17 protein-coding genes and 1 pseudogene are annotated in these 17,759 nt (G+C 68.0%); 7 read left to right on the top strand and 11 right to left on the bottom strand.

From position 1 onward, the window contains the following. Positions 1-5: 5 nt before the first annotated feature. The 4 genes from OV079_RS35570 to OV079_RS35555 form a co-directional block, all read right to left on the bottom strand. Positions 6-665, bottom strand: coding sequence for a fibrinogen-like YCDxxxxGGGW domain-containing protein (locus OV079_RS35570; RefSeq protein ID WP_267773891.1), 660 nt, complete (start codon positions 663-665; stop codon positions 6-8). A 289-nt stretch (positions 666-954) separates the two neighbouring features. Further along, positions 955-1,917, bottom strand: coding sequence for a class II fructose-bisphosphatase (gene glpX, locus OV079_RS35565; protein ID WP_267773889.1), 963 nt, complete (start codon positions 1,915-1,917; stop codon positions 955-957). Position 1,918: 1 nt separating this feature from the next. Continuing rightward, on the bottom strand, positions 1,919-2,401 hold the full coding sequence (locus tag OV079_RS35560; protein WP_267773888.1) for an acyl-CoA thioesterase: 483 nt from the start codon (positions 2,399-2,401) through the stop codon (positions 1,919-1,921). A 325-nt stretch (positions 2,402-2,726) separates the two neighbouring features. Further along, positions 2,727-3,398 carry a hypothetical protein gene (locus OV079_RS35555; RefSeq protein ID WP_267773886.1) on the bottom strand — a complete coding sequence of 224 codons (672 nt, stop codon included), beginning with the start codon at positions 3,396-3,398 and terminating at the stop codon, positions 2,727-2,729. 46 nt (positions 3,399-3,444) lie between these two features. On the opposite strand from OV079_RS35555, the gene OV079_RS35550 reads away from it, so the two are divergent. Then, a complete protein-coding gene (locus OV079_RS35550) occupies positions 3,445-3,594 on the top strand; it encodes a hypothetical protein (protein WP_267773885.1) in 150 nt (49 codons plus the stop codon). Between the two features lie 371 nt (positions 3,595-3,965). Here OV079_RS35550 and OV079_RS35545 read toward each other — a convergent pair whose 3' ends face one another. Next, positions 3,966-4,679 (bottom strand): DUF4215 domain-containing protein, encoded by a 714-nt coding sequence (locus tag OV079_RS35545; protein ID WP_267773884.1) that lies wholly within the window; start codon positions 4,677-4,679, stop codon positions 3,966-3,968. Positions 4,680-5,402: 723 nt separating this feature from the next. On the opposite strand from OV079_RS35545, the gene OV079_RS35540 reads away from it, so the two are divergent. Further along, a complete protein-coding gene (locus OV079_RS35540; protein ID WP_267773883.1) occupies positions 5,403-6,440 on the top strand; it encodes an alpha/beta hydrolase in 1,038 nt (345 codons plus the stop codon). A 356-nt stretch (positions 6,441-6,796) separates the two neighbouring features. Here OV079_RS35540 and OV079_RS35535 read toward each other — a convergent pair whose 3' ends face one another. After that, positions 6,797-6,976, bottom strand: coding sequence for a hypothetical protein (locus OV079_RS35535; protein ID WP_267778894.1), 180 nt, complete (start codon positions 6,974-6,976; stop codon positions 6,797-6,799). On the opposite strand from OV079_RS35535, the pseudogene OV079_RS35530 reads away from it, so the two are divergent. The 5 genes and pseudogenes from OV079_RS35530 to OV079_RS35510 form a co-directional block, all read left to right on the top strand. After that, positions 6,891-7,661: pseudogene (locus OV079_RS35530) on the top strand (dipeptidyl-peptidase 3 family protein); the annotation flags it as partial. The gene OV079_RS35535 and the pseudogene OV079_RS35530 overlap by 86 nt on opposite strands. A 67-nt stretch (positions 7,662-7,728) precedes the next feature. Continuing rightward, positions 7,729-8,361, top strand: a complete 633-nt coding sequence (locus OV079_RS35525) for a hypothetical protein (protein ID WP_267778893.1) — start codon at positions 7,729-7,731, stop codon at positions 8,359-8,361. Beyond that, positions 8,358-10,949, top strand: a complete 2,592-nt coding sequence (locus OV079_RS35520) for a DEAD/DEAH box helicase (protein ID WP_338089121.1) — start codon at positions 8,358-8,360, stop codon at positions 10,947-10,949. The genes OV079_RS35525 and OV079_RS35520 overlap by 4 nt, the downstream gene beginning before the upstream one ends. Before the next feature lie 113 nt (positions 10,950-11,062). Continuing rightward, on the top strand, positions 11,063-11,647 hold the full coding sequence (locus OV079_RS35515; protein WP_267773881.1) for a heme NO-binding domain-containing protein: 585 nt from the start codon (positions 11,063-11,065) through the stop codon (positions 11,645-11,647). After that, the gene (locus OV079_RS35510) at positions 11,619-12,857 is read left to right on the top strand and encodes a sensor histidine kinase (protein WP_267773879.1); all 1,239 of its coding nucleotides are present in this window, start codon (positions 11,619-11,621) and stop codon (positions 12,855-12,857) included. The genes OV079_RS35515 and OV079_RS35510 overlap by 29 nt, the downstream gene beginning before the upstream one ends. A gap of 18 nt (positions 12,858-12,875) precedes the next feature. On the opposite strand, the gene OV079_RS35505 is transcribed toward OV079_RS35510, so the two are convergent. The 5 genes from OV079_RS35505 to OV079_RS35485 all read right to left on the bottom strand — a co-directional run bounded on the left by OV079_RS35505 (position 12,876) and on the right by OV079_RS35485 (position 17,720). Then, on the bottom strand, positions 12,876-13,400 hold the full coding sequence (locus tag OV079_RS35505) for a Panacea domain-containing protein (protein ID WP_267773878.1): 525 nt from the start codon (positions 13,398-13,400) through the stop codon (positions 12,876-12,878). Positions 13,401-13,413: 13 nt separating this feature from the next. Then, complete coding sequence (locus tag OV079_RS35500; RefSeq protein WP_267773877.1) at positions 13,414-13,932, bottom strand: hypothetical protein; 519 nt, start codon at positions 13,930-13,932, stop codon at positions 13,414-13,416. 303 nt (positions 13,933-14,235) lie between these two features. Continuing rightward, positions 14,236-14,763: an HD domain-containing protein gene (locus OV079_RS35495; RefSeq protein ID WP_267773876.1), complete on the bottom strand. Its 528-nt coding sequence runs from the start codon at positions 14,761-14,763 to the stop codon at positions 14,236-14,238. A 94-nt stretch (positions 14,764-14,857) separates the two neighbouring features. Next, complete coding sequence (locus OV079_RS35490; protein ID WP_267773875.1) at positions 14,858-16,366, bottom strand: SLC13 family permease; 1,509 nt, start codon at positions 16,364-16,366, stop codon at positions 14,858-14,860. A gap of 10 nt (positions 16,367-16,376) precedes the next feature. Then, positions 16,377-17,720 (bottom strand): MFS transporter, encoded by a 1,344-nt coding sequence (locus OV079_RS35485; RefSeq protein WP_267773874.1) that lies wholly within the window; start codon positions 17,718-17,720, stop codon positions 16,377-16,379. Positions 17,721-17,759: the final 39 nt, after the last annotated feature.

The raw sequence follows: 17,759 nt of genomic DNA, 5'->3' as shown, positions 1-17,759 counted from the left end.
CGCCGCTACTTGACGAACACGGAGACCTCGCGGATGCCCCACGACTCGTCGTCGATGGGCTCGTCGAGGTTGCTGGTGAAGCTCAGGGCGATGGCGTCGCCGTCGTGCGCGGCCGCCTCGGTGGCGATCGGCAGCAGGCCGTCGCCGATGTCGCCGTTGCCGCAGGCGCTCGTCTCCTGGTTGCAGCTGAACGGCGCGGCCGAGTCGCACAGGTGCGTGTAGATGTCGACGTCGTCCAGCTTGATGATCAGCTGCTCGCCGTTGAAGGCGTCCCACGAGTCCATGACGACGGCCTCGGCGACCACGCGCAGCTCGGTGTGCGGGACCTGGGCGGCGGTGGCGGTCAGCGCCAGCACGTCGCCGGTGCCGAACGGGCCCATCATGTCGCCGAGGTCGCCGCAGGCGCCCTCGACCGCGGGGTCGAAGGTGCCGGCGCCGCCGGGCGCGACCACCTGCGTCCAGCCGGGGCTGTCGGCCTCCATGTCGCAGTAGAAGTCGGCGGCCTGACCGTCGCCGTCGGGGTCGAGCGGGTAGGTGCCGCTCGGCAGGTCGGGCTTGGCCTCGTGCAGGGCGAGGCAGCTGCTCTGCAGGCCTGCGCAGGCTCCGCCGTCGCATTGCCCGACTTGCAGTCGGTGCCCTCGACGCAGGCCGCGTCGTCGTCGCACGCGCCGCAGGTGCCGCCGCCGCAGTCCACGTCGGTCTCGTCGCCGTTCTTCTCGCCGTCGGCGCAGCCCTCCGGGACGTCGCCGGTGGTCAGCGTGTCCGAGGTCATCACCGACTCGGTGGTGGTCGGATTGGTCGTGGCTTCGGTCGACGGGTCGCCGGACGAGCTGGTGTCGGTCGTGTCGTCGGTCTCGGTGCTGTTGCCCTGGGTGGCCGGGTCGCCGCAGCCGAGGAGGAGCCCCGGCAGGGCCAGGGCGGTGACGATGAGACAGGTCTTGAAGGACATGTGGCTCAGTGCTCGTGGAGGAAGCGGTGCGCGTCGACCGAGGTGTCGACCCAGCGTATTGTGCCAGTCTTGCTGCGAAGGGCCAGGCTTTGCAGGTGCATGCGATCGCCGATCCGCCGCACACCTTTCAGCAGGGGGCCCCCGGTGACTCCCGTGGCCACGAAGAGGACGTCGCCCCGGACCAGATCCTCGACCCCGAACACGCGGTCGGGGTCTTTGTGCCCCATGGCGATCGCCCGCTTGCGTTCGTCGTCGGAGCGGAACACCAGCTTGCCGACGAACTCGCCGCCCATGCAGTGGATCGCCGCGGCCCCGAGCACGCCCTCGGGCGCGCCGCCGATGCCGTACACCATGTCGATGCCGCTCTTGGGGATGCAGGTGGCGACCACCGGCGCGACGTCGCCGTCGGTGATCAGGTGGATCCGCGCGCCGGCCTCGCGCAGCTCGGCGACCAGGTTCTCGTGGCGCGGGCGGTCGAGGACGACGACGGTGAGCTCGTCGGGCCGGCGACCCTTGGCGGCCGCGAGGGTGTAGAGGTTGTCGCGCGGCGACTTGGACAGCGAGATCTTGCCGCGACCCTCGGGGCCGCAGGCGATCTTCATCATGTAACAGTCGGGGGCGTTGAGCAGGAGGCCGCGGTCGGTCACGGCGAGGACGGTGATCGAGCCGGGCAAGCCGTTGGCGCACAGGTTGGTGCCCTCGAGCGGGTCGACGGCGATGTCGACCTCGGGCAGCGTCGGGTCGGACGGGCCGACCTTTTCGCCGATGTAGAGCATCGGCGCCTCGTCGCGCTCGCCCTCGCCGATGACGATGGTGCCGCGCGCCGCGACGCGCTCGAAGGCGTCGCGCATGGCCTTGACGGCGGCCGCGTCGGCGCCGTTGCGGTCGCCGCGGCCGATCATGGTCGAGGCGGCGATGGCGGCGGCCTCGGTGACGCGGGTGTACTCGAGGACGAGGGTGCGGTCCATGTCAGTCGTCTCCTTCGGGAGCCAGGTTGGCGAGGGCGGCCCGCAGCGGGCCAGGAAAACGCGCCGGCCGACCATCGGCGCGGGCGATACAACAGTGGCAAGTCTCGGCGAAGCCGATGGTCAAGGGCTGCCCCAGGCCCTTGCGATCGCCGGGCGCCACGAGGACGTGGTAGCCGAGGATCAGCCGCGCGTAGCCGATCTCGACCACGCCGACCATGACCGACAAGATGTCGTCGTAGCGCGCGGGCGAGAGGTAGCTGATCTGCAGGTCCGTCAGCGGCAAGGCAAAACCCGCGGCCTCGACGTCGGCGTAAGTCTGCCCAGCGTCCCGCATGAACTCGACCCGCGCCGCCTCGAGGTAGCGCGCGTAGGTGCCGTGGTACACGACTCCCATCTGGTCGGTGTCGGCGTAGATGACCCGCAACTTGACGCCGAGCCGCAGCTCTCGAGCAGGCGAACGGGTGAGCCGGGGTGTGCGCGCCATGACGAGCGGCGCGAAGGGTAAACCGCCGGCGCCGCGAGCGGGACCGCCCGGGACGTGAGTCGGGTCGCGTGGCGGGCGAAAAATGGGCGAGCGGGCGGCGTGGAGGGGCTGGGGAGGGATTCGCGAGTGTGGCCCGCTGGCGCAGGCTGCAGAGACGGCGGCCGCGCTCGCCGGACCCGGGCGACTTCGAGGCCGTGTCGGCCGACCGCTCCCGCTTAGGTCGCCCGACAAACGTGCTCGAGCGCCTCAATCCGGGCGAACAGGTGCCGAGGACCCGGCGGTGGGCCCATCGGCGCGCGGGGTGCACTCTGCTCGTGCGCCTCCATCAAGGTTCCGAGGTCTCTCGTCCCTTCGAGGGCTGTGCCTCTGCGAGAGCCATGGGCAGCGCGAGCTTCGCTCGCTCGGGCCTATTCATCAAAGACGAAACCGTCGTCGATGCAGTACAGGCGGGCGAGTTGGTCGCATTTGCCGGGGCTCTTGCTGGTCCACCACCGCTCCGCGCGCCAGGTGTCCCAGTCCGGATTATTTTTGCCCCCGAGAGGGCGTTGAGTCCCCAGCGCGAGTGCGACGAAACGCTGGCAGAGAGCCAGTTGTCACAGTGATCGTGGATGCTGAAGATCTCGCCGAACGCGGAGGTGTTGGTCCAAACCGGGCGCTCGATCACGATGTCGCCGAATTCGACTTCGGTCCTATCGATGTTGATGTGAGGGCCATTGTTGACGAGATCGGCGAGATCGTCGGCGATGACGAGGCCGCCACGTTGTATGATGCGGATCCCCGGCAAGTCCCACTGGTCGAAGCGGTTCTCGGGCGACTGAAAGTCGTCGCTGATCCAGGCGCGATAGGTGTTGGGGTGGGCCAACCCTGCGCTCTCGGCCGCCTTGCGGCACTTCAGGTCGGCGCCCGAGACGCCGCCGAGGGCACCCGTGGATGCGTACTCGTGACGAACATGATGCGGCCGTAATAGCCGCATAATTCGAGCACGGAGCGAACTCATCGTCGGTCCGGTTGGTGCCGTTGAGCTCGCCGCGATCGCATCTCTCGTGACCCTCGTCCACGATCTCGTCACCGCAGTGCGGACCCTTTTTGCAGTCGAGGCATCCATCGTACGCATCGCTGTTGTCGGGGCCGTGGTCGCAGTCCTCGACGCCATCGTGGATGTGGCCGTCGCCACAAGTCGCCTTCTTGCATGAGAAGAGGCAGAGGCCGTTGTCGTTGTTGGCCGGGCCGAGGTCGCATTCCTCATTTTCATCGCGGACTCCGTCACCGCAGAACGAGCCGTCCGGCGCGGTGGTAGAGGTGGGCGAGGTGGTGGACGTGAGCTCGCCGGTGGAGGTAGGCTCGCCGGGCTCGCCGGGCTCGCCGGTGGAGGTCGGGCTCGCCGTTGTCGGCTCGCTGGTGGTCGGTCGAGCCGTGGTCGACGCCGTCGCTCGAGCAGGCGGATCGGGGGCGGTCGACGCGCCGCTCTCGCTGTCGGTAGTGGGCGAAGCGGGCGGATCAGCGGTGCAAGCTGCCACCAGCGAAATTGCCACGAGCTTGATGCCGCGTGTCTCGGGCAGCATGCTCACTTACCTTCGACACAATAGAACCGCGCATTCAGCCCGGCGCACGGCACAGGGTTGAACTGAGGATCGAGATCCATCGTCCAGCGTTCGTCGGTCGATGAGACGCCGCCGGTGTACGCCGCGAAGTTCGTCAGGTTCTTGACGGTCCAGTCCTCGCAGTGCGTCCCCGGGGCGGCTGTGCCGTCGGGGCTGGTGCCGGTGACGACGCCTCCACCGATGTCCTGGTTGCCGTGCTCGTCGACGTTGATGGGCGCCGCGACCGAGCCGGAGAAGAACCGATCGAAAGTCTCGGCGACGACGACCCCGTCGGTGCGGACGTAGCGGCCGCGGCCGGGATAGAGGCGGTCGCGGACGTCGTTCTCGGAGTCGGACATCCAGGCGATGAAGGTCGTCCACGAGTCGTCAGCGCGGCCGCTCTGCAGCGCGTACTGGCGACACAGGCTGTCGGCGCCCTCGACTCCGCCCCAGGTGGGGTCGTTATGTAGTGCGGCAGAGGCGAAGATCCACCGGTTCTTTGTACATTGGTGGCAGCGGTCGTCGGCGATGTCGTTCGTATCATCGCACTCTTCGTCGCCATCGACGATACCATCGCCGCATATCGGGGCGCTGGGGCCGGTCGTGCCGGTGCTGCCGTCGCCGCTGGAGTCGCTGGAGGTCGTCGATACCGTGCCGGATTGCGAGACGCCGCTCGTATCCGCGTCGCCCGTCGTCATTATCGGTGCGTCGTCCGTCGAGCTGGTTATTTCACCAGTGGTGGTCGTATCGCTGTGGCCTGTAGTCGAGGAGAGGGTCGAGATATACGCTTCGCCAGGGATACAGCCGGTCCATAACAACGCAGCAGCGGGTATAAGCAGCCATATGTGCGACATCGCACCAAGGTCTCACGATCGCCGGAGGCTTGTCAACAGGGGACCGGCGATCGTCGATTTTTTGATCAAGCTTGGGCATGAACGCGCATGAACTGCGTTCGTAGGTTCGCCTGCGGGCTCTCGGAGCGAGATCGGTAGGCGGTTGCCCGGGGAGGAACGCGGGCGGAGAATCGGCAGGTTTGGCATGGCGGGAGCGCTCCTCTCTGCAAAGGGTCTGTCCTACGGACTGAAGTGAACGTTGTGCAGGAAGTCGTTTTCGCCTTCCGGAGAACGGGGGTCGGAGCCGCAGGGCCGAGTCCGGAGGACTTGCGAAGGGCCAGTGGCCGGGCGCGCGAGCGTCCAGGAGCGATCCGAAGTCGAGACGCGGACGAACCGATGGATTCATCGCGGTGTTCTCGTGCGAATGCGAGCGCCGTTGCGGGTCGAGGATCAGCGCTTCAAAAGCATAATGGCCTCGAGGTCATGTCCTTGAGGACATGCTGACGCGGGGCGCAGTCGGGCCCCGTCGACGCTCGCGGTCGGCGTGGTCGACGGGCGCGGCCGCGGGGTATCCTCCGCCGCGCCGACATGCCGACTCACAACTATGCCCAACCGCGCGGCACCACCGTCACCATCGAGATCGATTCGCCCGCGCTGGCGGAGAACGTGGTCGGCGATCCGTCGTCGCGGGCGGTCGCGGTGTACTTGCCGGAGGGCTACGACCGCGGCAACGAGCGCTTTCCGATCTTCGTCGACCTCGCGGGGTACAGCAGCTCGGGGCTCAAGCGGCTCGGGTGGACCGGGTTCGGCGAGTCGATGCCGCAGCGGCTCGATCGGCTGATCGCCAGCGGGGCGATGGGGCCGGTGATCGGCGTGTTTCCCGACTGCTTCACGGCGCTGGGCGGCAATCAGTACATCAACTCGAGCGCGCTCGGGCGATGGGAGGACTTCCTCGCCGAGGACCTGCCGGCGCGGCTGGAGCGCGAGTTCCGCGTCAAGCCCGGGCGCGCGGGGCGGGCGCTGTTCGGCCACTCGAGCGGCGGCTACGGGGCGCTGGTCCACGGGATGCGCCGCGCCGACGTGTGGGGCGCGGTCGGCTGCCACGCCGGCGACTGCAACTTCGACCTGGTCTATCGGCCAGATTTCCCCAAGCTGCTGACTGCGCTGGGGCGTCACGGCGGGGTCGAGGGCTACTTGAAGGCGTTCGCGGCCTCGCCGAAGTGGGGCGGCGGCGATCACCTGCCGCTGATGCTGCTGGCGATGGCGGCCACCTACGACCCCGACCCGTCGGCGTTCATGGGCGTGCGCCTGCCGGTCGACCCGCACACGTGCGAGCTCGACGCCGATGCTTGGGCCCGCTGGCTGCGCTGGGACCCGCTGCGGATGGTCGAGGCGCCGGAGGTGCAGGCCAACCTGCGCCGGCTGCACGGGCTGTTCATCGACGCCGGCTCGCGCGACCAATTCCTCGCGCACTTCGGCGCGCGCGCGCTGGTGCGGCGACTGTCCGCGCACGGCGTCCCGCACGTGTACGAGGAGTTCCCCGACGACCACTCGAACACCAGCTACCGCCTCGACGTGTCGCTGCCGTTCCTGTGGCGCGCGCTCGACGGGGCGAAGGCCGAGTAGCATCGAGGCGTCGTGGGCGACGCGCGCTCGACGGGGCGAAGGCCGAGTAGCATCGAGGCGTCGTGGGCGACGCGCGCCCCACGGGGCGCGAGAGGCCGCGAAGAGCCGCTGCCCTGCCTGCGGGCGCGCGCTCGACGGGGCGGGCCCCGGGTAGTATCCTGCGGGCCCATGCCGCCTGTCCGCTCGACCATCTTCGTGGCGCTCGCGCTCGCCGCGTGCCAGAACCCCGACGTGAGCCAGGGGGACAGGCCGGGGGCGAAGGCGCCGGTGAAGGCGGCCGAGAAGGCGGAGGCGGCGCCGAAGCAGCCGGAGGTCAAGCCGCCGACCCAGGCCGAGCTGCTGCGCGGGAAGATCGATCAGTTCGTGCGGTCGCCGCTGACGACCGACGTGACGGCGCTGCCGCCGGCGGAGAAGGCGGCGCTCGACAAGCTCATCGAGGCGGCGCGGCTGATGGACCCGATCTTCGACCGCCAGACGTGGGCCGGCAACGCGGCGCTGCGAGCCGAGCTCGAGAAGGACACCAGCGACCTCGGCATCGTCAAGCTCGACTACTTCACGGTGATGCGCGGGCCGTGGGACCGGCAGGAGCACTACGCCCCGTTCGCGACCACGCTGGCCCACCCGCCGGGCGCCGGCTTCTATCCCGAGGACCTCGGCGCCGATGCCTTCAAAAAGTGGGTCGCGGATCATCCGGAGGACAAGGCGGCGTTCGAGAGCCTGACCACGGTGATCGCCCGCGTCGGCGACAAGCTCGAGGCGCGGCCCTACAGCGCCGAGTACGGCGAGTGGCTCGGTCCCGCCGCCAAGGCGCTCGAGGACGCGGCCAAGCTGACGAAGAACAAGTCGCTGACGAAGTTCCTGCGCTCGCGCGCGCAGGCGTTCCGCAGCGACGATTATTATCAGTCCGACAAGGACTGGATGGACCTCGACAGCCTGGTCGAGATCACCATCGGGCCCTACGAGACCTACGAGGACGAGCTGCTCGGCCTCAAGGCCGCGTTCGAGGCGTTCGTCACCGTCAGCCACCCCAAGGCCTCGGCCGAGCTGGCGAAGTACAAGAAGTACCTGCCGGAGATGGAGCAGCACCTGCCGATCCCCGACGACGTCAAGACGAAGCGCGGCAGCGAGAGCCCGATCCGCGTGGTCGACCTGGTGTTCTCGGCCGGCGACGCGCGCAAGTCGGTGCAGACGATCGCGTTCAACCTGCCCAACGACGAGCGGGTCCGCGCCGAGAAGGGCGCCAAGAAGGTGCTGCTGCGCAACCTCATCCAGACCAATCGAGGCGATCATGCGCCCGATCGAGGGCGAGGTGCTGCACGCCGATCACGTCGCGTCGCTGTCGGGCGAGGCGTTCTTCCTGCAGGTGCTGTTCCACGAGCTGTCGCACAGCCTCGGGCCGGCGTTCGTCGGCGGCGATCCGAAGGGCAAGGACAAGGTCGACGTCCGGGTCGCGCTCGAGGCCAGCTACTCGCCGCTCGAGGAGGCCAAGGCCGATGTGATGGGCGCGTTCAACGTGCTCTACATGATCGAGAAGGGCGAGCTGCCGGCCGAGCTGAAGGACAAGGTGCTGCTGTCGTACTTCGCCGGGCTGTTCCGCAGCGCCCGCTTCGGCGTCGCCGAGGCGCACGGGCGCGGGGCGGCGCTGCAGCTGAACCGCTTCCTCGCGGCCGGGGCGGTCACGCCCGACAGCGCGAGCGGCAAGTTCAAGGTCGACCTCGCCAAGCTCGAGCAGGCCATCAGCGACCTGGTGCGCGACATCTGCCTGATCCAGCACAGCGGCGACAAGGTCGCGGCCGACAAGCTGCTCGACGAGCACGGCAAGATCACGCCGCTCCTGCAGGCCGCGCTCGACAAGCTGGGGAACATCCCGGTCGACATCCGCCCCTCTTACCCGCTCGCCGGCGAGATTCTGCCGCAGTGAGCGCGGTCGACAACATCGTCGCCGGCCCGCGCACGCTGCGGGAGTTCGCGACCCGGCTGATCGAGCAGCCCGACAAGAGCACCTCGTCGGACGCGATCCTCGAGTGCTTCCTCGATTGGGTCACCGAGACGGGGCTCGAGCTGTACCCGGCGCAGGAGGAGGCGATCCTCGAGCTCCTCGCGGGCAAGCACGTGGTGCTCAACACGCCGACCGGCTCGGGCAAGTCGCTGGTGGCGACCGCGATGCACCTGGCCGCGGTGGCCCGCAAGCGCCGCAGCGTGTACACGAGCCCGATCAAGGCGCTGGTCAGCGAGAAGTTCTTCGCCCTGTGCCGCGAGTTCGGACCCGACCGCGTCGGCATGATGACCGGCGACGCGAGCGTCAACCGCGACGCGCCGATCCTCTGCTGCACCGCGGAGATCCTCGCCAACATGGCGCTGCGCGACGGGCGGATGGCGCCGGTCGACGACGCGGTGCTCGACGAGTTCCACTACTACGGGGACCGCGACCGCGGGATGGCGTGGCAGATCCCGCTGCTCTCGCTGCCGTACACGACCTTCCTGTTGATGTCGGCGACGCTCGGCGACACGACGAAGGTCGAGGAGGGCCTCAAGCGGCTGACCAAGCAGGAGGTCGCGGTGGTGCGCTCGGCGGTCCGGCCGGTGCCGCTCGACTTCGAGTACCGCGAGACGCCGCTGCACGAGACGATCGGCTACCTGCTCGATCGCGGGCGTGCGCCGATCTACATCGTCAGCTTCACCCAGCGCGAGGCCGCCGAGGAGGCGCAGAACCTGATGAGCACGAACCTGTGCTCGCGCGAGGAGAAGGCGGCGATCGCCGAGGCGATGGCGGGGTTCCGCTTCGACACGCCGTACGGCAAGGAGATCCAGGGCTACCTCAAGCACGGCGTCGGGGTGCACCACGCGGGCCTGTTGCCGAAGTACCGCTTGCTGGTCGAAAAACTGGCGCAGCAGGGCAAGCTGCGGGTGATCTGCGGCACCGATACGCTCGGGGTCGGGGTGAACATCCCGATCCGCACGGTCCTGTTCACCAAGCTGTGCAAGTACGACGGCGAGCAGACGCGGATCCTCGGGGCCCGCGACTTCAAGCAGATCGCCGGGCGAGCCGGGCGCAAGGGTTTTGACGATCACGGCTACGTGGTGTGTCAGGCGCCCGAGCACGTGATCGAGAACAAGAAGCTCGAGGCCAAGGCGGCGGCCGACCCGAAGAAGAAGAAGTTCGTGCGCCGGCAGCCGCCCGAGAAGGGGTATGTCCCCTGGGACAGGTCGACGTTCGAGAAGCTGATCGATCGCGAGCCGGAGCCGCTGCAGTCGCGCTTCGTCGTGTCGTTCGGGATGATCTTGAGCCTCATCCAGTCGCCGGCCAACATCAACGCGTGGGGCGGCGGCTACCGCCGGCTGGTCGAGCTGATCGCGGCGGCGCACGACGAGGCGCGGGCCAAGACCCGCCACCGGCGCGAGGCGGCGACGCTGTTCCGGGCGCTGCGCAAGGCGGGCATCATCAAGCTGGTGCCGCTCGACGCGCGCAAGGACGGCGGGGGCGGGCGCGCGGTCCGGCTCGACGAGCACCTGCAGAAGGACTTCTCGCTCCACCACACGCTGTCGCTCTACCTGCTCGACACGCTCGGCCGCGTGCCGCAGGACTCGCCGACCTACGCGCTCGACGTGGTGTCGCTGGTCGAGTCGCTGCTCGAGAACCCGCAGGTGGTGCTGCAGGCGCAGGAGCACCGCGCCCGCTCGGAGAAGATCGGCGAGCTCAAGGCGGCCGGCGTCGAGTACGAGGAGCGGATGGCGGAGCTCGAGAAGGTCTCGTACCCCAAGCCGCTGGCCGACTTCATCTACGACACCTTCAACGAGTTCTCGGCGCTGCACCCGTGGGTCGGGCAGGAGAACATCCGCCCGAAGTCGGTGGTGCGCGACATGGTCGAGCGCTACGTCGCGTTCAACGACTACGTCAAGGAGTACGGGCTGCAGCGCAGCGAGGGCGTGCTGCTCCGCTACTTGATGCAGGCCTACAAGCTCCTCGTGCAGACGGTGCCCGACGCGGCCAAGACCGACGAGGTGCACGACGTGATCGGCTTCCTGCGGGCGATGTTCGAGCACGTCGACACCAGCCTCCTGCAGGAGTGGGAGCGCATGCTGCACCCGCCGGTGGTCGAGGGCGAAGCCGCGCCCGCCGGGCCGCGCGATCTGTCGGCCGATCCCAGGGCGTTCGCGGCGCGCGTGCGCGCGGAGATGCACGCGCTGGTTCGCGCGCTCGCCGAGCGCGACTATGAGGACGCGGCGGTCGGCACGCGCGCAGACCCCGAGGACCCCTGGACCCCGGATCGCTTCGCCCAGGCGATGGCCGAGTACTACGCCGAGTACCCGACGCTGCGCTTCGACCACGGGGCGCGGTTCCCCAAGTACACCCGCATCGAGGCGGTCGCCGACCAGCGCTGGCGGGTCACGCAGGTGCTCGTCGACCCCGAAGAGGACAACTTGTGGCACATCGAGGGCGAGGTCGACCTGCGCGGCGACGGCTTCCCCGAGGGTCCGCTGGTGACGATCCGGGCGATCGGGGTGTGAGACTCGGCGCGACATTCGCTCCGTGTCACACCCCGCCCGTCCCCGCGTTGCCCCGGGGCCCGTGTTTGGCCGACACTCGAGCTGGGCGCCGGCGCGTCCGCGGAGGCGACAGGATGTACGGTCTCGTCAACAAGGCGGTCGAAGATCTGGTGTGCTCGCACTACGGCGAGGGCACGTGGGCGCAGATCCAGGCGCGCGCCGGGGTGCAGCAGCCGGGCTTCGTGTCGATGGAGTCCTACCCCGACGAGGTCACGTACAAGCTGGTCGACGCCGCCAGCGAGGTGCTCGGCGCGCCGGCTGCTGAAGTGCTCGAGGCGGTCGGCGAGCACTGGATCCTGTTCACCGCGCGCCACGGCTACGGCGAGCTGCTGCCGATGTTCGGCGCGACGCTGCGCGAGTTCGTGGTCAACCTCGACAACATGCACGCGCGCGTCGGCCTGACGTTCGCGAAGCTGCGGCCGCCCAGCTTCGTGGTCCGCGAGGCCGGGCCGCAGGCGCTCGAGCTCGAGTATCACTCGAGCCGGAGGGGCTGGCGCCGATGGTGGTCGGCCTGCTCAAGGGCCTGGCCCGCACGTTCGCCGAGGACATCGCCGTCGAGCACGTCCACGGCCGCGAGCGCGGCGGCTTCGACCTGTTCCGTCTCGAACTCCAACCGGCGGCCGCCTGACCATGCTGTTGCTTCTGCGCGAGCAATGTGAGCGGCTGTTCCCGTTCTCGATCTCCCTCGACGAGGAGATGCGGATCCTCGACCTCGGGCGGTCGCTGCGGCGGTTGATGGCGGCCGACGTGTCGGGCCGGCCGTTCGACGAGTGGTTCGTGATCGACCGGCCGGTGCTGGAGGAGCTGTCGCTCAAGGCGCTGCTGGCCCGCAAGGACTCGGTGGTGCTGCTGCAGGTCCGCGACCTCGACCTGCGCCTGCGCGGGGAGATCGTCGAGGTCGACGGCGGGGCGCTGTTCGTCGGCACGCCGTGGCTGACCGAGCTCGGGCAGGTCGCCGCCGCCGGGCTGGTGCTGCGGGACTTCGCGCTGCACGACCCCACCACCGAGATGCTGGTGGTGATGAAGACGATGCAGACGGCGATCGCGGACGCCAACATCCTGGCCGACAAGCTGCGGCGCCAGGCGCAGCAGCTGCAGGCGGCCGAGCAGCTGGCGGAGCACCTGACCGCGGCCAAGAGCTCGTTCATCGCCAACATGAGCCTCGAGCTGCGCACGCCGCTCAACGCGATCTTCGGCTACAGCGAGCTGATGCTCGACGAGCTCGGCGAGGCGACGCCGGAGGAGATGCGCGACGACCTGCAGCGGATCCAGCTGGCCGGGCAGCAGCTGCTGCGGCTGGTCGCCGACGTGCTCGACCTGTCGCGCATCGAGGCCCAGCGGGTCGAGCTGCGCGAGGACGTGTTCTCGCTGGCGACCCTGCTGCGCACGGTGAAGGGGACGGTGCTGCCGCAGCTGCGCCGCGGCGTGGCGCTGGTGTGGCCCGAGGACCAGGACGCGGCGCTGTTCGGCGACTCGGAGCGGGTCCGCCAGGTGCTGCTCAACCTGCTCGCCAACGCCTGCAAGTTCACCGAGCTCGGCGAGGTCGGGCTGGCGGTGTCGCTCAAGGACGACGGGGTGGTCGAGTTCGTGGTCCACGACACCGGCATCGGCATCCGGGCAGAGCAGCAGCGGCGCGTGTTCGAGGCGTTCTACCAGGCCGACAGCTCGCTGCGGAAGCGCTTCGGCGGCTCGGGCCTGGGCCTCGCGCTGGCCCGCGGCTTCGTCGAGGCGATGGGCGGGACGATCAGCGTCGAGAGCGAGTACGAGATGGGCTCGCGCTTCACGGTGCGAGTGCCGCTCGGGCGCAATCAGGGGCCGAGGCCGAGAGCCGGCAGCAAGAGCGCCCCGCACGCGATGAGCACGAAGTAGCCGAGCACGTCGAGCTGGCTACAAGTCAAGCTGTTGGAGGAGTTGCCGTGCTGCAGACTCGTAGCTCCTGCACTGAGGCTTTCGTTCGAGAGCTTCTCGAAAGCCACTCTCGCGATCGATCTTGAAAGCGCGCTGCAAGAAGTCAGCAGTCGCTGCAAGTTCGAGCGTGCGCCAATGAGCATTTCCGCAAACGGAAAGCACGGCTTCAACGATTGCGCGCGTACTTTGAGAAACGCGTCCTGCGTAGGTGGGGGCCTTGTTGTCGGGCAGGTACTCGTATCTCCTCCAACCGTCATCATCGCTCTGCTCAAACTCTTGGACAATGCGGGAGCGGATCGAGCCACGAATCACATCGACGACCTCCGAGCAAAACGGACCGTAATGGTGGTACTCAAAGTAAAAAGGCTCGAGTTCCGGAACGCCCTTTTGTTGAAGGAGGTACATCAGCTTCTGCACACGAAGCCGTCCCTGAAGTTTGCCGGTTTTCAGGACGACATACGCGAGGAGAGCCGCGAGGTTGTATTCTTCGTCGAAGGTCGGCATGGTCGTTCTTTCTTCAGAGAACTGGAAGATCTTCTCGGACCGTTTCCGGTACGATGAGACGTCTCACGGTAAAATTGGCATCAAGGAGATTGAGAAATCCTTGAGCTTCCTGTTCAACTGGGCGCAGCTTACCCTGCTTCGAGATGAGCATGATTGAATCATCTCCCCTTTCTCCGCTAGGGCCCCACCGATAAGGTTTGTACCCTTCACGGCTAGGTTCGTCTACTCGAACGTAGAATTCGACGTCTAGGTCGGCATGCTTTTGTTGAACAAGCGCTTTCGCCTGATCCCGCAATTCATCGCAACGGGCATAGTCCGCGGTCAAGAGATCGATTGTCTTGAAGAATCTCCGCCGCTTCAGGCGATCACACAGGTCTCTGAGAGTATTATCAGGTGCGTGCCGCCAACGCTGAATAAGACTCCAAACGTGAGATTCGTCGAGGCGGCTGTAGTCTTCGAGGGGGATGTTATTCTTGTCCTCAAACAGTGCCCAGAGCGGATCGCGCCGTTCTCCCATTTCGGGAATAGCCACTTCTGAAGTTCGGAATCTTTTGCGAGGCTTCTAGCACGACGGAGTGCGAATTGAGCACCCAAGAGACAGCTCGCACGGTGTGATGAAAGTAAATTGACTGGTATAGATGATATAACGCGTGGAGATAATTCTCAACGATGTCTCTCGCGCGATCATCTACGGCGACTAGCTCCGTATCCTCTTTCACCCAAGCGTACAAAGAACCGATCAGTCGGTCGCGATCAAAACGATGACTGACGACGCCAGCCATCATTGCGTCTCGCGCGGTGTAATCTAGACGGTCGGCGTCCAACTGGCTCGAAACTAGCGTGTGATACCAACGGCGAGGTTTCCGCTGCTTGGCATCAATAAAGGGAGTAACTTTTCTGGCAGCTCCTCATCAGCTTCCCGCAAGCGACGAGCGATTGGAGACTCTTTTTCTGTAAGAATCCGAGCTGTAAGTGTCTCGTGATGAAATAGTTTCTTGCCTAGAATTTCCTCAAAAAGATGCGAAAAAGGACCGTGACCCACATCGTGGAGAAGGGCCGCGAGCGTGACCAACTTACGATCTTCTGCGACAGCTTGTCGGCCACTGTTGTGACAAGCTGCGTCATACATGCGCCCGGCAAGATGGGCTGCACCGATGGAGTGAGCGAAGCGTGAATGCTCTGCGCCGTGGAACACCAGGTTAAGCACGCCGTTCTGCTTGATCCCACGTAGGCGCTGGAAGAGCTCTTCATCAACGATCCCACGCACCAGATCGTGAAACCCATCCCGGGCGAAACTGATGTCGCCGTGCAAGGGGTCTCTGAAAATGTAGGGGCGGTGGAGCTGATCCGCGCCGGACTGCATGGCCGGAAGCTATCCCGATCTGTACATGCGTTCAACCCAGAAGATCTCTTGATAGGAGATGTATCACATGTGCGCGGTTGCCGCTCGGGCGCAATCAGGGGCCGAGGCCGAGAGCCGGCAGCAAGAGCGCCCCGCACGCGATGAGCACGAAGTAACCGAGCAGGTCGAGCACCACGCCGAAGCGGATCATCGACTGGATCCGGATGAGACCGGTGCCGTAGGCGATCGCGTTCGGCGGGGTCGAGACCGGCAGGGTGAACGCGAAGCTGGCGGCCATGGTGACGCACAGGGTGGTCGGCAGCGGGTCGATGCCGGCCGCCTGGGCGATGGCGATCAGCACCGGGACCATCATGCTGGTGGTCGCGACGTTGCTGGTGACCTCGGTCAGCCACAGCACGAGGAAGGTGCTGGTGGCGAGCAAGCCGAACGGCGAGCTGGCGAGCGGCCCGGCGCCGGCGAGGAAGCCGCGGGCGAGCGCCTCGGCGAGGCCGGTGTCGAACATCATCGCGCCGAGCGAGAAGCCGCCGCCGAGCAGGTAGAGCGTCGACCAGTCGAGCTGCATCGCCTTGTCCCACGGCAACACCGGGACGCCCGCCCGCCGACCGCCGGGGACGACGCACAGCAGCACGCCGGCGAGGATGGCGACGACGCCCTCCTGCAAGCCGCGGTCGGCCCACTGCGCCGCCGGGTGAGCGGCGCCGAGGGTGACCTTGAGGATCGACGGGAGCAGCCAGCCGACGACCGCGAGCAGGAACACGCCGGCGGCCCGCCGCTCGCCGGCCGACATCGGCCCGAGCTTGTGAAGTTGGTCGCGGACCTCGGCGGTGAGGCGGTCGAGCCGCGCGACCGGGGCGGGGAAGCGGCGGTGGGCGTAGACGAGGGCGATCGCCAGAGTGGCGAGGCCGGTCGGCAGGCCGAAGCTGATCCACTGGAAGAAGTCGAGCTGGACGCCGGCCTGCCGCTCGAGGAAGTCGAGGGCGATGACGTTGGGGGCGGTGCCGATCGGGGTGACGATGCCGCCGATCGAGCAGGCATAGGTGAGGGTCAGCAGCATGCCCTCGGCGAAGCGGTCGAACTTCGGCTGGTCTTCGGGACAGGCGGCGCCGCGGATCGCCGCGCACAGGCCGAGCGCGACGGGGATCAACATCGCGGTGGTGGCGGTGTTGGAGATCCACATCGAGCAGGCGAACGCGCCGAGGCCGACGGCCGTGCGCGCGCGGGCCGGCGAGCCGCGGACCCAGTCGCGCGCGAGCAGCCACAGCGCGGCCCGCCGGTCGAGCCCCTGCTCGCTGAGGCCGAGCGCGAGCATGAAGCCGCCGAGGAACAGGAAGATCAGCGGGCTGGCGAACGGGGCGAACGCCTTGGCCGCGGGGGTGACGTCCATCGCCACCGCCAGCGCCGGGGCGACCAGCGCCGCGGCCCCGAGCGGGACCGCCTCGCTGACCCTCAGGACCACCGTGGCGGCGAAGATCGCCGCCAGGCGGTGGGCCGGCGCGGGCAAGCCGGTGGGGGTGACGAGCAGGGCGAAGAAGACCAGCGGCGCGAGCACGCGGCCGACCCGCTGACGGGCGACGTCGAAGGCGCTGCGAGCGACGCGGTCCATGCGGCTTCAACTATTTTGGCGGAGGAACGGGATCAGCACCAGACACGGGATGCACGCGACGGCGGCGATCGAGAAGTACACCAGCGGTCCGTGGGCCTCGTACAAAAAGCCGCTGTAGGTGCCCGAGATGGTCTGCGCGAGCGAATAGATGGCGGTCGCGAACGCGAAGTGGGCCGCCTTGTGGTCGGGGTGGCAGCGGCTCATGATGAAGATCGTCTGGGCCGCGGTGGCGAGGCCGCCGCACAGCTGCTCGATGACGAGGATGGTGCCGACGTGCCACAGCGGCGGCGACAGCGTGTGCGCGAGGCTCAGCGGGGCGCCGAGGCCGAGCATGACGTCGGCGGGCAGGCGAGGGGCGGCGAGCCAGAGGTAGAGCGGCAGGGTGCCCGACATGATGAGGGCGATCGGCAGCAGCGCGCCGCAGGCCGACGCGCGCCACCCATAAACCGCCGAGCATGGCGCCGGCGATGCTGGCGGCGGTGCCGAAGCCGTTGAGCACGCCGCGGTCGGGAGTGCTGATGCCGAGCTCGCGGAACAGCACCTTCGACATGCCGAACATCAGCGCGTCGCCCAGCTTGAAGCTGAGGAGGAACAGCAGGACGACGAGGGCCCGCGGCTGCAGCAGGAAGCTGAAGTAAGCGCCGCGGACGTGGGCGATGCGAGCGCGCCAGTCGGCCGCCGCGTCGCCGGTGGACTGGGCGGCCGGGCGGGCGGCGTGGATCCGCGGCAGCCACACGCGGTGGGCCACGGCGAGCCCGACCATGAGCAAGGCGCCGAGGCCGAAGCCCGCCAGCCAGTGGACGCGACCGCCGAGGAACACCAGGCCCGAGGAGCCGACCAGCATCGCCACGCGGAAGGCGGCCACGCGGATGCCGGTGTAGCGGGCCTGGTCGGCGCGGCCGAGCGCGGTCATGTAGTAGCCGTCGCAGGCGATGTCGTGGGTGGCGCTGAACAGGCCGATGGCGATCAGCACCAGCCAGATCGCGGCGGTGCCCGAACCTGCCCCCTGGGCCATGTTGTGGGCGAGCACCGCGAGCACCGCCATCAGCACGCCGAGGCCGAACTGGGTGGCGACGATCCACTGGCGCAGGGTCCCGATCAGGTCGACGATCGGGCTCCACACGAACTTGAGGCTCGAGGTGAAGTGCAGCGCCGAGGTGAAGCCGACCTCGCGCGCGGGCAGGCCGGCGGCGGTGAAGAACTCGGCGGCGACCTGGTGGAGGATCGACCACGGCAGGCCCTCGCCGAAGTAGGTCGATGCGGTCCAGGCGACCGTGCCGGTGCGACGCTCCGGCGGCTGCTCCGGGCCGGAGGACCCCGAGGACGGGTCGGGCGGTGCAGCGGCGGTGCTCAAGCGGCTCGCCCGGTCATACCGGCAGGCGCGCCCGCGGCC

The organism is Nannocystis pusilla (assembly GCF_026626665.1).
In the GTDB taxonomy this organism is placed as follows: domain Bacteria; phylum Myxococcota_A; class Polyangia; order Nannocystales; family Nannocystaceae; genus Nannocystis; species Nannocystis pusilla.
This window is presented reverse-complemented; position numbering and strand designations above follow the sequence as displayed.